11 protein-coding genes are annotated in these 13246 nt (G+C 73.2%); 8 read left to right on the forward strand and 3 right to left on the reverse strand.

Translation table 11 applies throughout. The annotated features are described in order from the left end of the window. The first annotated feature begins 4 nt into the window (after nt 1-4). The 5 genes from ACIQZO_RS34605 to ACIQZO_RS34625 all read left to right on the forward strand — a co-directional run bounded on the left by ACIQZO_RS34605 (nt 5) and on the right by ACIQZO_RS34625 (nt 5552). A complete protein-coding gene (locus tag ACIQZO_RS34605) occupies nt 5-2068 on the forward strand; it encodes a SpoIIE family protein phosphatase (protein WP_403634190.1) in 2064 nt (687 codons plus the stop codon). 127 nt (nt 2069-2195) lie between these two features. Continuing rightward, nucleotides 2196-2855, forward strand: a complete 660-nt coding sequence (locus ACIQZO_RS34610) for a hypothetical protein (protein ID WP_403634192.1) — start codon at nt 2196-2198, stop codon at nt 2853-2855. Nucleotides 2856-2977: 122 nt separating this feature from the next. Continuing rightward, entirely contained in the window at nt 2978-4258 is a 1281-nt protein-coding gene (locus ACIQZO_RS34615; protein WP_403634194.1) for a hypothetical protein, read from the forward strand. A gap of 20 nt (nt 4259-4278) precedes the next feature. Then, nucleotides 4279-5139 (forward strand): Fpg/Nei family DNA glycosylase, encoded by an 861-nt coding sequence (locus ACIQZO_RS34620; RefSeq protein WP_403634196.1) that lies wholly within the window; start codon nt 4279-4281, stop codon nt 5137-5139. 26 nt (nt 5140-5165) lie between these two features. After that, complete coding sequence (locus tag ACIQZO_RS34625) at nt 5166-5552, forward strand: hypothetical protein (RefSeq protein WP_403634198.1); 387 nt, start codon at nt 5166-5168, stop codon at nt 5550-5552. A gap of 24 nt (nt 5553-5576) precedes the next feature. Here the strand turns inward: ACIQZO_RS34625 and ACIQZO_RS34630 are convergent, their stop codons facing one another. Together ACIQZO_RS34630 and ACIQZO_RS34635 are read right to left on the reverse strand one after the other, a co-directional pair. Then, nucleotides 5577-6041 carry a hypothetical protein gene (locus ACIQZO_RS34630; RefSeq protein WP_393847887.1) on the reverse strand — a complete coding sequence of 155 codons (465 nt, stop codon included), beginning with the start codon at nt 6039-6041 and terminating at the stop codon, nt 5577-5579. A 228-nt stretch (nt 6042-6269) separates the two neighbouring features. Further along, on the reverse strand, nt 6270-6809 hold the full coding sequence (locus ACIQZO_RS34635) for a sigma-70 family RNA polymerase sigma factor (RefSeq protein WP_403634201.1): 540 nt from the start codon (nt 6807-6809) through the stop codon (nt 6270-6272). A 320-nt stretch (nt 6810-7129) separates the two neighbouring features. On the opposite strand from ACIQZO_RS34635, the gene ACIQZO_RS34640 reads away from it, so the two are divergent. Then, on the forward strand, nt 7130-8329 hold the full coding sequence (locus ACIQZO_RS34640) for a CapA family protein (RefSeq protein WP_403634204.1): 1200 nt from the start codon (nt 7130-7132) through the stop codon (nt 8327-8329). Between the two features lie 24 nt (nt 8330-8353). On the opposite strand, the gene ACIQZO_RS34645 is transcribed toward ACIQZO_RS34640, so the two are convergent. Next, nucleotides 8354-8815 (reverse strand): universal stress protein, encoded by a 462-nt coding sequence (locus ACIQZO_RS34645; protein WP_403634207.1) that lies wholly within the window; start codon nt 8813-8815, stop codon nt 8354-8356. A gap of 60 nt (nt 8816-8875) precedes the next feature. On the opposite strand from ACIQZO_RS34645, the gene lysX reads away from it, so the two are divergent. Together lysX and ACIQZO_RS34655 are read left to right on the forward strand one after the other, a co-directional pair. Further along, on the forward strand, nt 8876-12187 hold the full coding sequence (gene lysX / locus ACIQZO_RS34650; protein ID WP_403634209.1) for a bifunctional lysylphosphatidylglycerol synthetase/lysine--tRNA ligase LysX: 3312 nt from the start codon (nt 8876-8878) through the stop codon (nt 12185-12187). Nucleotides 12188-12319: 132 nt separating this feature from the next. Beyond that, a complete protein-coding gene (locus tag ACIQZO_RS34655) occupies nt 12320-13222 on the forward strand; it encodes a polysaccharide deacetylase family protein (RefSeq protein ID WP_403634212.1) in 903 nt (300 codons plus the stop codon). The last annotated feature ends 24 nt before the right edge of the window (nt 13223-13246 follow it).

The raw sequence follows: 13246 nt of genomic DNA on the forward strand, positions 1-13246 counted from the left end.
GCCCGTGTGTCATGGTGGATCGGTGCCGACCACCGTATCTCTGCCGGACGACTGGCCCGCACACCCGGACCGGTCGCTCTCGCTGAACCGCATGGGCAGTTTCGACTGGGACCTCGTCACCGGTCTCATGCACATGGACGAAGCCGCCCTCGACGTTTTCGACACGACCCCCGACGAGTACGACGGCCGGCCGTCGTCGCTCGACCCGCGCGTCCCCTCCTCCGAGGGGCACCGGCTCGACGCCCTCGTCTCCGCGGCCCTCAAGAGCGGCGAGGACAGCTACGGCGCCTACTTCCGTATCCGCTGCCACGACGGGCGGCTGCGCTGGACGCACACCCAGGGCCGGGTCATGCGCGACCGGGAAGGCCGCCCGTACCGGATCATCGGCATCGTCCGGGACGCGACCGACGAGCTCAGCCACTCGGCGGAGCGGCTCGGCCTGGACGAGGAACGGCGCCGGCAGACGTCGGTGGTGGAGTCCACCACCGCCGCCCTCGCGCACGCCCGCACCGTCCAGGACGTCATCGACGTCATAGGCGACGCCCACGGCCTGGAGCGCCTCGGCTCGATGGGCATGGTGATGGGCCTCGTCGAGGCCGGCCGGATCCACCTGGTCGCCGAGGGCCCCGAGGACAGCTTCGTCCCCGGCACCCGCTACACCCGCATCGACGAGCCGTACCCGATGAGCGAGGTCGTCCGCTCCCTGGAGCCGCGCTTCCTCGACTCGGCGCAGGAATTCGCCCGGGACTACCCCGGGCTCTGGGCGAAGATCTCGAACATGCGGATCTCGGCCGCCGCCTACCTGCCGCTGATCGCCCAGGCCCGCCCGATCGGCGCGATCGGACTGCTCTACCAGGACAAGGACGGCTTCACCCAGGAGGAACGCAACCTGCTCGTCGCCCTGGGCAGCAGCATCGCGCAGAGCCTCCAGCGGGCCATGCTGCTGGAGCAGGAGCACGACCTGGCCGAGGGCCTGCAGCAGGCCATGCTGCCGCGGCGGATCCCGTCGGTGCCGGGCGGGGAGATCGCCGTACGCTACCGCTCCGCCCGCATGGGCCGGGACATCGGCGGCGACTGGTACGACGTCATCCCGCTGCCGGGCGGCCGGGTCGGCGCCGTCATCGGCGACGTTCAGGGCCACGACACGCACGCGGCGGCGGTCATGGGCCAGCTGCGGATCGTGCTGCGCGCGTACGCCGCCGAGGGGCACTCGCCCGGCACGGTCATGGCCCGGGCCTCCGTCTTCCTGCACGAGCTGGACACCGACCGGTTCGCGACGTGCACCTACGTGGAGGCCGACCTTTCGACGGGCGTGCTCCAGGTGGTCCGGGCCGGCCATATCGATCCGCTGCTGCGCACGCGCGACGGGGACTGCTACCGGCTGCCGGTGGGCGGCGGGATGCCGCTCGGCCTCTCGGCGGAGTTCGGCCGCCTGGAGTACCCGGTGACCACGGTGGAACTCGACCCGGGAGAAACGCTCCTGCTGTGCACGGACGGCCTGGTGGAAGTGCCCGGAGCCGACCTCGACGACGGGATCCGGCTCCTGAGCTCCCACATCCGCGGCGGACCGGCGGACCTCCAGCTCCTGGCGGACCTGCTGTGCGAGATCGCCGACGAGCGGGGCGGGGACGACGACATGGCGCTGCTCCTGCTGCGCCGCCAGGTGGTGGCCGTCCCCGAGGGCGGCGGCCGCCTCCAGCAGCACGTGGCACCGGGGGACCCGGAGGCCCTGGTGGCCGCCCGGCACATGATCGGGGCGGCGGTGCGCGCGTGGGGCGCGCGCGAGCGGGCCGACGAGATCGAACTGGTCGCGGACGAACTGATCGTGAACGCCCTGATGCACACGGACGGCCCGGCGATCGTGACCCTGCGGGTCCTGGTGGGCCCCGAGCGCAGACTGCGGGTCGAGGTCGAGGACCGCTCCAGCGCCCTGCCGCGCCGTCGCGAGGCGGGCGAATCGGGCGTCTCGGGCCGCGGCCTGATGCTGGTGGACCGCTTGGCGGACGTCTGGGGTGTGGAACCGCGGGGCGGCGGCAAGTGCGTCTGGTGCGAATTCGTCATGGGCTGACCCCCCCGGCCCTGCGACGGCCCGGGCCTTGGCCTGCGCCCCCCGGGGACCGGCGTCCGGCTTCCGGTATCCGCCCCGCACATCGAACCGCGCGGCGGGGAACCTCGCTGCAGCACTGGCCGCCGCCATGACGGCCGCCGCGCCCGCTTCGGCCGGGCCCGACGTGCCCGCCGCGCCGGCCCCGGCGGCGGCAGCCGACGTCGGGCCCGTCATCGTCCACCTCACCGGCATGGGCGGCGGCCCCCAGAACATCGCCGCGGCCGCCGCCCGGGACCATCTCGCACGTCAGGCCGCCGAGCTCGGCTTCAGCGGCTCGCAGTGCCGGGTGACCGAGGGGCCGATCTACCAGTACGTGACCGCCAACTACTACAACGCCATGATCAAGGCCACCTGCACCGGTGATCCCGCGGTGAGCACCCCCACCCGCAGCCTCAACCGGCTGATCGGGCCGAACGGCGAGCACATCAGCACCGTTTGGAACGTGGCCCCGGGCTACCGCGTCGAGGGCAGCCTCGGCCAGCTCTACACGAGCCCGCGCGAGGGCACGGTGCCGCTCTACCACTGCGTCGTCCGCCGGGACAACTTCCTCTCCGGCGACGTGAACTGCGAGGGCCAGACCTACGTTTCCCGGCTCGGCTGGTTCTATCCCGGCCAGCCGGCCGACGTGGGCAGCGCGCCGCTGATGCGCTGCATGGTCGGCAAGCAGCGGGAGTTCTTCGAGTCCAACGCGACGAACTGCGAGGGCCAGACCTCCGGCGGCCAGCTCGGCTGGATCTTCACCGGCTGATCCGGCCCGCAAAGAGAGCCCGCGCGAGACCCCGCGAGGAGACCCGAGAAGAACCCCGCGGAGCCCCGCCGCCCCGGAAAGTCCGTTGCGGACGCGGCGGAGGTCCGTGAGGATCGGGGGCGATGACCAACGCCATGGATGAAGTACGCCGGTTCCTCAAGAAGGACGACCTTCCCGGAGCGGTACGGTCCCTGCGGCCGCACGCCGAGTCGGCGCCCGTCCCCGAACTCGCCGAGGCCGTAAGGGCCCTGGCCGACGCCGCCGGGTTCGAGGACCTGGCCGACGCCGCCGGGTTCGAGGACCTGGCCGACGCCGCCGGGGCCGCCGCCGAACGGCCCGGTGAGCCCCAGGCTCTCTACGACTTCGGCTACGCCTGCGTCGAACGCGGCATCGCCTTCCTCGCCGTCGCACCGCTGCGCGAGGCGCTCCGGCTGCTCCCCGACTCGCGCCCGCTCCTCGCCGAGCTGGTGTCCGCCCTGGAGGACGAGAACCGGCACGCCGAGGCCGCCGCGCTGCTCTCCGGCCGGGGCGGGGCGCTGCCCGCCTGGCCCGAGACGTACCTCCTCGCGCACCACACCCTGCTGGCCGGGGACCTGGACACCGCCGAGCGCATCGGCCGCGCCCTGCCCGCCCCCGAGGACCCGCAGTGGTCGGGCGCCCACGACCGCCAGCTCCGCCGGCTGGACCGCACCGGCCGGGCCCGCCGGGCCCAGCGCGCGGCCGGCCATACCGATCCGCTCGGCCGCGCCGACCTGCGCGGCTGGCACTACGGCCTCACCGGCGGCCTCCTGGGCACGCTCTCGCCGTACGGCTGGGACGCCGGGATGACCGGCCGGTTCGCCTATCTCGGGGACACCCACGCAACGTGCCGCCGCGGTCTGGGCCGCCTGGCGCTCGCCCTGGAGGCCGCCGGGCGCCGCCCCACCACGATCTCGCTGCTGCCCGGCCGGTCCGACCGGATCCTCGGGCTCGCCGCCGCCCGGCTGCTGGAGCTGCCCGCCGTACCGTACGCGCCCGCCCGCGGGGACACCGTGGTCGTCGCCTATGACCTGAACGCCGCCGATCCGGACCTCGTCCGCACCCTGCACGCGCGCACGGACGGCCAGATCCTGGCCGAGCACGCCACGTGCTGGACGGATCCGCCCGCGGTGAGCGCGGACTTCAGCGCGCTGCTGTGCCAGTTCGTGGCCCCGCCGTGGAAGGACGACCAGCGCTCCGAGGAGGAGATCGCCCGGGACGTCGCGCACGCCGCCGCGGACCCGGACGAGGGTGACGGCGCCACCCCGCCCGACCCGGACGAGGCCTTCCGGGCGTTCGTGGCCGCGGTCGGCGCCGACTGGCTGACGGCCCCGCGCGACCGCGTCGCCTCACCCGGCCCGGTGCCCGGCTCGCGCTTCGCCTGAGGCGGCGGCAGGCTGGGACCATGCCGGAACTGCCCGAGGTCGAGGCCCTGCGGGAGTACCTCGACGAGCACCTCACCGGGCGGGTGGTCGAGCGCGTCCTCCCGCTCGCCGTGAGCGTGCTCAAGACGTACGACCCGCCGCTCACCGCCCTGGAGGGGCAGCCGGCCGGATCCACCGCCCGGTACGGCAAGTTCCTCGCCCTGCCGGTCGGCGAGCTCCACCTGGTCACGCACCTGGCCCGGGCCGGCTGGCTGCGCTGGCAGGACACCCTGCCCGCGCAGCCGCCGCGCCCCGGCAAGGGGCCGCTCGCGCTGCGCGTCTCCCTCGTGGGCGGCGGAGGCTTCGACCTCACCGAGGCCGGGACCCAAAAGCGCCTCGCCGTCTACGTGGTCCACGACCCGCAGGAGGTGCCCGGCATCGCCCGCCTCGGCCCGGATCCCCTCGCCGAGGGCTTCGACCGGGACGCCTTCGCCGCGCTGCTGGCGGGGGAACGGCGCCAGATCAAGGGGGTCCTGCGGGACCAGAGCGTGATCGCGGGGATCGGCAACGCCTACAGCGACGAGATCCTGCACGCGGCCGAGGTCTCGCCGTTCAAGCTCGCCGCCTCCTTCACCGAGGAGCAGCTCACCCAGCTCTACGAGGCCGTGCGCGCCACCCTGCTCGAGGCCGTCGGCCGGGCCCACGGGCTGGCCGCCGGACAGCTGAAGGCGGAGAAGAAGAGCGGGCTGCGGGTGCACGGGCGGGCCGGGCAGCCGTGCCCGGTGTGCGGGGACACCGTCCGCTCGGTGTCCTTCGCCGACTCCTCGCTGGAGTACTGCCCCACCTGCCAGACCGGCGGCAAGCCGCTCGCCGACCGGAGGCTCTCGCGCCTCCTCAAATAGCCGGTCGCTGCGTAGACTCCGCCACCATGCCCGAGGAGCAGCAGTCGCCGCCCCGGCGCGAGGTCGTCACCGGGGTCCCCCGGGGCACCCGCCGCCGGGCGCCCGCGCACACCCCCGCCCGCTCGGAGATCTCCGAGCAGACCACCCTCGGGGCCACCTATGTACGGGCTCTGATGCGCAGCCAACTGCGGGCGGCGCTGGGCGCACTGGCCGCGCTCGCGTCGCTGGTGGGGATGCTGCCGCTGGTGTTCGCGCTGTCGGGCGGGGCGTCGGGGCCGCTTGCCTGGGTGGCGCTCGGCCTGTTGGTGTATCCGGTGATGTGGCTCATCGCCCGGTGGTACGTCACCCGTGCGGAGCGCAACGAGGCCGCTTTCACCGGCCTGGTGATGGATCCGGCCGACCGGGCTCCCTAGCGCGGGGAGGCGGCCTGCGGCGGGTCAGAACAGGTGCATCGCCAAATGGCCGAGCGGCAGGCCGAGTTGCCAGGCCGGGGTCCAGACGCGCGCGTTCTCGTCCAGTCCCGGCGGGAGGTCGGTGTGGTCGGGCCTGCCGGGGTCGAGGTTGGTGGCGAACAACTCGGTGCCGTCCAGCCAGCGCCAGGCGGCCCGGGCCAGTTCCAGGTCGGGGTCCTCGCCGTCGCCGCGCTCGCGGGCCTCCTCGCCGAGCGCGAGGAAGCGGGTGTGCACCCAGTCGCGCCAGGGATGCCCGTACGCCGTGAGCGAGAGCCACTCGTCGAGCTGGGAGACCACGCGGATCCCGGAGAGCTCGCCGGCCGCGTCCGAGAGGTAGATCGTCAGGGCGAGCGTGTCCCGTCCGGCCCGGAACTCCAGGGTGCTGACCGGGATGAGCCGGCCCGTGCGCAGCAGTTCGTCCGCGATGTACTCGGCGTACAGCCAGGCCATGGGCACCGCGAGCCCGCCGTCACTGGTGCCGTTACTACCCTCGGGCTGCACCGTTCCACCTTCTCCCGCGCGTCGAGCGTCCCGTCGTCAGCCCTGAGCCTTCACCGAGCGGCTCGCGGAGCGGGGGATGTTTACTCAACTTGCACGCTCTGATGCCGAAAACGACGCGTTTTATGTCCGATCCGCATCTCTTCACGCCGTTACCCGACTCTTCCCACGGTGGCGGGTTCAGGCGCCGAGATCGTACCCGTACCCGTGGAGGCCCTTCTTCAGGGCGCGGAGGGCGTAGTACGTACGGGACTTGACGGTGCCCGCCGGGATGCCGAGTTCGGCGGCGGCCTCGGCCACCGACCGGTCGCGGAAGTAGACCTGCATCAGCACCTCGCGGTGCTCGGGCCCCAGGGACCCCACGGCCCGCCGTACGTCGATCGCCGTGACCGAACCGGCCACTGCGTCCTGGGGCTCGGGCGCCTGGTCCAGCCCCTCCGGATCCACCTCCAGCGGCCTGGACAGCCGGGCCCGCCGGGCGTCGATCGCGAGCCGCCGGGCCACGGTGAACAGCCAGGGCCGCATGGAGTCGTGCCCGCTGGCCAGGGCCTCCGGGTGCTGCCAGACCCGTACGAGGGTCTCCTGTACGAGGTCCTCCGCGCGCTGGGCGTCCCCGGCCGTGAGGCCGACCAGAAATCCGAACAGGGCTCGCCCGTGGTCGCGCTGGAGTTCGGCCAGTGCCTCGGGATCCGTTCGCGGGAGGGTGGGGGAGAGCGGCACGAGGAGCTCCTTCCGGGGTGCGCGGGGGGCCGTGGGGGCGCCGACGCGTCCACCCTGACCTGCACGGAGCCGACCCGGAACCGTCCGGTCCCGGCGTTGCGCCCAAGCACCCGGGTCGTCCGCCGGGCGGCCGTGCGGGTCGGTGAACGGTCGAACGGCGCGGCGAACGGCAGCCGACCCAACCTCCGCCCGGGGTCCCCGTCCGCCGTTCGGGTGAGTTCGTGCCGGTGCGCCGGATCCGTTCCTTGACTTACGGCGTGTAGTTATATGGATTGCATGTGATCACACGTCAGATAATCGTATTAATGGGAGTCGGGCACATGACCACGCGAACCCACCCGCAGGTGCTCGCCCTCCTCTCGGCCCTGCTGCTGTCCGCCGCCGCCGGATGCTCGGCCGGCGGGAGCTCCGCACCGGCCCGCCTCGGGGACTCCGGCGCGCCGGCCACTCCCTCCAGCGCCGCCGGATCGCCCGCCGCCAAGGGCTTCACCCTGGTCGCGAGCGGCGACGTCCTGCCGCACACCTCCGTCATCCAGCGCGCCGCGAACGACGCCGAGGGCGACGGGTACGACTTCCGGCCGATGTTCTCCGGCGTCAAGGCCGTGGTCTCCGGAGCGGACCTCGCCCTCTGTCACATGGAGACCATCTACGGAGAGGAGGGCGGGCCCTTCTCCGGCTACCCGGCCTTCAAATCCCCGCCGGAGGTCGCCGACGGGCTGAAGGACGCCGGGTACGACGGCTGCTCCACGGCCTCCAACCACACCCTCGACGACGGGGGCGCGGGGCTGCGCCGCACGCTCGACCGCTTCGACAAGGTCGGCCTGAAACACGCCGGCTCGGCCCGTACGGCCGCCGAGGCGGCCACAGTGACCACGTACACGGCGGGCTCCGCCAAGGTGGCGCACCTCGCGTACACCTACGACACCAACGGCTATCCGCTGCCCGAGGGCCAGCCCTGGGCGGTCAACCTGATGAAACAGGACAAGATCATCGCGGATGCGCGGGAGGCCCGGAAGGCGGGCGCGGACGTGGTCCTGGTGAGCGTGCACTGGGGCACGGAGTGGGAGACCGAACCGGACGGGACCCAGCTCGCGCTGGGCAAGGCGCTGACCGCCTCGCAGACCGGCGGCCGCCCCGACATCGACATGATCCTCGGCACGCACGCGCACATCCCGCAGCCCTACGAGAAGGTCAACGGGACCTGGATCGTCTACGGCATGGGTGACCAGGTCGCCGGCGAGATGTTCAACTACACCGGCGCGCGCGACATGCGGGGCAACTACGGGTCGATCGGCCGGTTCACCTTCGCCCCGCCAGCCGCCGCCGGGCAGCGCTGGCAGGTCACCAAGGCCGAGTTCGTGCCGCAGATGATGGACCTGTCCGCGGGCCGGGTCGTGCACCTGCCCGACGTCCTCGCCAAGGACCCCGGCCGCGAGGACTACGAGCGCGCCCGGGACGCCATCGGCGAGGCCGTGCTCAGCCGCGGCGCCGCCAAGGACGGCCTGACCATGGGCCGGTAGTCCCGGTGACCCGGGCCGGGGAGGCTACGGAACCACGGTGACGGGCCAGCGGCCCGCCTTGACCAGGCGGATCGCCACCGACCCCACGATGCGGTGGCCCGCCTGCTCGGAGGCGCCGACCACCACCGCGTCCGCCATCAGCTCGTCCGCCGCGCTCACCAGCCCGGCGTACGGGTCGCCGCGGAAGGTGTGGAACTGCCAGCGCACCTCGTAGACGCCCTTGAGCCGCTCGGCCGACTCGCGGATCTCGGCCACCAGGCCCTCCGCGATCTCGCCGGTGGTGTCCGCGACCGGCGCGCCCAGCGCCGCCCCGGCCGGGATCACCGGCTGGACGTACACCAGCGCCAGCAGGGCGTTCTGCCGCCGGGCCAGCCCCGCCGCGTAGGCCGCGGCCCGCAGGGAGGACTCCGATCCGTCCACCCCCGCCAGGATCACCTTCGGGCCGTCGGTACCGCGTTCGAATGCCGTGTTCACGTGCTCCGTCACCCTGCCGAGGATAGGCGGCTCGCCGCGCGCGCCGGCGCCGCCCTCCCTACAGTGCGAACCATGAGCGCCACCAGTGCCACCGTGGAGGAGAAGCACGGAACCCGGAACCGGTTCCTGAACCGGGTGCCCGACGGATTCGGCGCGTTCTTCGCAGCGCTGGGCCTGCTGTGCGCCCTGCTCGCCCTCTCGCCCACACTGCGGCGGCTGCTGCGGCCCATCGTGCGCTTCCTCGACCTGATCGTCGTCCCGGTCAGCGCGAACCTCGCCTACGCCGTCTTCCTCTTCCTCCTCGCGGCCGCCCTCGGCACCCGCAAGAAGGTCGCCTGGTGGATCGTCATCACCTATTTGGCCCTGCTGGTCGTCGACGACGTGCTGGAGATGGCCGTCGGCGAGTACTGGATCGGCGTCCCCTCCATGGTCATCGCGGTCGCGGCGCTGGCCGTGCTGATCGCCGCCCGCGACGAGTTCTACGCCGCCTCCCGCCCCGGGGCCCTGTGGCACGCCCTGTTCGTCCTCGGCCTCGGCCTGCTCGCCGCCGTGCTCGCGGGCTGGGCGCTCGTCGCCCTCTTCCCCGGAACCCTGCCCAAGGGCCAGTGGCTGGACTGGGCGGCCAAGGAGGTCTTCGGCGGTCTCTTCTCGGCCCGGGAGTTCGACGGCCACCCGCCCCGCCCGCTGTCCTTCCTGCTCGGCCTCTTCGGCGCCGCCGCCCTGCTGAACGCGGCCATGACCCTCTTCCGCTCCCAGCGCCTGACCGCCGCCCTGCACGGGGACGAGGAACCCCGCATCCGCGCCCTCCTCGGCGCCTACGGACGGGCCGACTCCCTCGGCTACTTCGCCACCCGCCGCGACAAGGCCGTCGTCTTCGCCCCCAACGGCAAGGCCGGCGTCACCTACCGCGTCGAGGCCGGCGTCTGCCTCGCCAGCGGGGACCCGGTCGGCGACCCCACCGCCTGGACCGCCGCCATCGACGCCTGGCTGGCCGTGGCCCGCCGCTACGGCTGGCAGCCCGCCGTCATGGGCGCCTCCGAGAACGGCGCCACCGCCTACGCCCGCTCCGGGCTCGGCGCCCTGCAGCTCGGCGACGAGGCCATCCTGCACGTGGCCCACTTCGACCTCGACGGCCGCGACATGCGCGTCATCCGCCAGGCCGTCAACCGGGTCCGGCGCACCGGGGCCACCACCGTCATCCGCCGCCACTCCGCCCTCTCCGAGGACGAGATGCAGATGATCGTGGAAAGCGCCGACAAATGGCGCGACACCGAGACCGAACGCGGCTTCTCCATGGCCCTGGACCGGCTCGGCGACCGCGAGGACGGGGACTGCCTGCTCGTCGAGGCCTTCGACGACAAGGGTGAGCTGATCGCCCTGCTCTCCTTCGTCCCCTGGGGCAGGGACGGCATCTCCCTCGACCTGATGCGCCGCGACCGCACCGCGCCCAACGGGGTCATGGAGTTCATGGTCGCCCAGCTCTGCGCCGCCGCCCCCGGCCTCGGCGTGCACCGGATCTCCCTCAACTTCGCCGTCTTCCGCTCCGCCTTCGAGGAGGGCGGCCGGATCGGCGCCGGCCCCGTCCTGAAGCTGTGGCGCAAGCTGCTGCTGTTCTCCTCCCGCTGGTGGCAGCTGGAGGCGCTGTACCGCTCGAACGTCAAGTACAACCCCGAGTGGTACCCGAGGTACCTCTGCTACCAGGACGCCGGCTCGCTCGCCCGGGTCAGCCTCGCCTCCGGCATCGCCGAGGGCTTCGTCTCCGTACCCAGCCTGCGCACCCTGTGGGGCAACGGCCACCCCAAGGGCCTCACCGCCCCCGTCAACACCGAGGGCCTGCCCTCCATCGACTCACTCGGGCTCGACGCGGTGGACCAGGAGGCCGCCGTGGCCCCGGCCGAGCGGCTGCCCGAACAGGTCCGCGTGCGCCACGCCAAACTGGACCGCATCCGGGCGGCGGGCACCGACCCCTACCCGGTGGGCATCCGCCCGCGCACGCACACCGTGGCGGAGCTGAAGGCGGCCCACCCCGGCCACCCGCCCGGCGCCCGGACCGGAGCGGAAGCCACCCTCGCCGGGCGGGTGATGGTCGTACGCGACCTCGGCGGCGTGGTCTTCGCCGTCCTGCGCGACTGGTCCGGCGACATCCAGCTGATACTGACCCGCGACGAGGCCGGGGCCGGGGTGCTGGACTCCTTCACCTCCCAGGTCGACTTCGGCGACCACGTGCTCGTCAGCGGCGAGGTCGGCGCCAGCAAGGCCGGTGAGCTGTCCCTCGTGGTCCGCTCCTGGCAGCTCACCGGCAAGTGCCTGCGTCCGCTGCCCGACAAGCGCAAGGGCCTCGCCGACCCGGAGGCCCGGGTCCGGCGCCGCTACCTCGACCTCGTCGCCAGCCCCGAGGCACGGGAGGTCGTACGAGCCCGCTCCAGCGCGGTCCAGGCCCTGCGCCAGGGACTCCTCGACCGCGGCTACCTGGAGGTCGAGACCCCGATGCTCCAGCAGATCCACGGCGGCGCCAATGCCCGTCCCTTCCGCACCCACATCAACGCCTACGACCTCGACCTGTACCTGCGCATCGCACCCGAGCTGTACCTCAAGCGGCTCTGCGTCGGCGGTATGGAGAAGGTCTTCGAGATGGGCCGCACCTTCCGCAACGAGGGCGTCTCCTACAAGCACAACCCCGAGTTCACGATGCTGGAGGCCTACCAGGCCTTCGCCGACTACGACGTGATGCTCGACCTCACGCGCGAACTGATCCAGGGGGCCGCGACCGCCGCCTTCGGCTCGCCCGTCGCGCACAAGGCGGGCCCGGACGGGAAGCTCGTCGTCCACGACATCTCCGGAACCTGGCCGGTCAAGACCATGTACGGGGCCATCGGCGAGGCCCTCGGCGAGGAGGTGGACGCCGACACCGAGGAACACGTCCTGCGCAGGCTGTGCGACCGCGCGTCCGTCCCGCACGCCCCGGAGGACACCCGCGGAGACGTGGTGCTGGAGATGTACGAGCGGCTCGTCGAGGAGCGCACCAAGCTGCCCACCTTCTACAAGGACTTCCCGACCGACGTCTCCCCGCTCACCCGCCAGCACCGCCGGGACCCCCGGCTCGCCGAGCGCTGGGACCTGGTGGCCTTCGGGACTGAACTGGGCACCGCCTACTCGGAGCTGACCGACCCGGTGGAGCAGCGCCGCCGCCTCACCGCCCAGTCCCTGCTCGCGGCGGGCGGCGACCCGGAGGCGATGGAACTCGACAACGACTTCCTGGACGCCCTGGAGTACGCGATGCCGCCCACGGGCGGCCTGGGCATCGGGGTGGACCGCCTGGTCATGTTCCTCACGGGCCTGACGATCCGCGAGACGCTGCCCTTCCCCCTGGTCCGCCGCGGCTGAGGGGACCGCGCCGCCCGCGCGGCGGTCGCGTTCCCCGCGGGCCCCTGGCACCCGTGGGCCGACCGGGTGAGGGGGAGGGGGTGCGTCCGCGCCTCTCGACAACTTCGGCGATGTCGTTGATACGTAGTAATAATGAAAAATGACGAGCCGACAGTAGGGCGGCGCGCGGTCCTGCGTACCGCCGTCTTCCTCGGAGTCGCAGCCGCCTCCGGACTCCTCAGCGTGAGTGGTGAGGAGGGGGCACCCGGGCCCGGACCGGGCAGTGGCACAGGGCCGCAAGCCGGGCCGCAGGCCGGGCCGGGAGCGCAGCCCGCGGCCGGTGCGCCGGGCCTGCGGGCGCAGGCGCTGCCCGAGAAGTCGTACCGGCTGCGCCCCATGACCGCCGAGCAGCCGATGCGGCCGGCCGCCGTGAAGCCGGCCGTACGGACCCGGCCCATCCTGGAACTGCCCGCCGACGCGGCCGCGTCGGGCGCCATGGTGCTCACCTTCGACGACGGCCCGGACCCCCGTTACACCCCCGCCATCCTCGACACCCTCGCCCGGTACGGCGTACGCGCCATGTTCTTCGTCTGCGGGGAGATGGCAGACGAGAACCGGGACCTGCTGCGCCGGATGGCCGCCGAGGGGCACATCATCGGCAACCACACCTGGACGCACCCGCTCATCCCCCAGCTCAGCCGGCCCGCGCTCGCCTCCGAGATCGGCCGCACGAGCGAGGTCGTGCACCAGGCCGTCGGCGAGGCGCCGCTGTGGTTCCGGGCGCCCTACGGGGCCTGGAACCGGGCCGCCTTCGAGATCGGGGCCGAGCTGGGCATGGAGCCGCTCGCCTGGACCGTGGACACCCTGGACTGGAAGGAGCCGGGGACCACGACGATCATCTCCCGGGTCCTCGGCGGCGCCGCGCCCGGGGTGATCGTCCTCTCGCACGACGCGGGCGGCAACCGGTCGCAGAGCGTCCAGGCCATCTCCTCGTACCTGCCCCAACTGCTCGCGCGGGGCTACCGGATGACCCTCCCGACGCTGCCGCCCCGCTGAACCGGAGCCGCCCGGCGGATACTC

The organism is Streptomyces sp. NPDC097617, from assembly GCF_044761485.1.
In the GTDB taxonomy this organism is placed as follows: domain Bacteria; phylum Actinomycetota; class Actinomycetes; order Streptomycetales; family Streptomycetaceae; genus Streptomyces.

Bases quoted from the DNA above. Each gene is read 5' to 3' on its own strand.
- ACIQZO_RS34620 (WP_403634196.1), top strand. From the start codon at position 4,279: ATGCCGGAACTGCCCGAGGTCGAGGCCCTGCGGGAGTACCTCGACGAG.
- ACIQZO_RS34615 (WP_403634194.1), top strand. From the start codon at position 2,978: ATGACCAACGCCATGGATGAAGTACGCCGGTTCCTCAAGAAGGACGAC.
- lysX (WP_403634209.1), top strand. From the start codon at position 8,876: ATGAGCGCCACCAGTGCCACCGTGGAGGAGAAGCACGGAACCCGGAAC.
- ACIQZO_RS34630 (WP_393847887.1), bottom strand. From the start codon at position 6,041: ATGGCCTGGCTGTACGCCGAGTACATCGCGGACGAACTGCTGCGCACG.
- ACIQZO_RS34655 (WP_403634212.1), top strand. From the start codon at position 12,320: ATGAAAAATGACGAGCCGACAGTAGGGCGGCGCGCGGTCCTGCGTACC.
- ACIQZO_RS34610 (WP_403634192.1), top strand. From the start codon at position 2,196: ATGACGGCCGCCGCGCCCGCTTCGGCCGGGCCCGACGTGCCCGCCGCG.
- ACIQZO_RS34625 (WP_403634198.1), top strand. From the start codon at position 5,166: ATGCCCGAGGAGCAGCAGTCGCCGCCCCGGCGCGAGGTCGTCACCGGG.
- ACIQZO_RS34640 (WP_403634204.1), top strand. From the start codon at position 7,130: ATGACCACGCGAACCCACCCGCAGGTGCTCGCCCTCCTCTCGGCCCTG.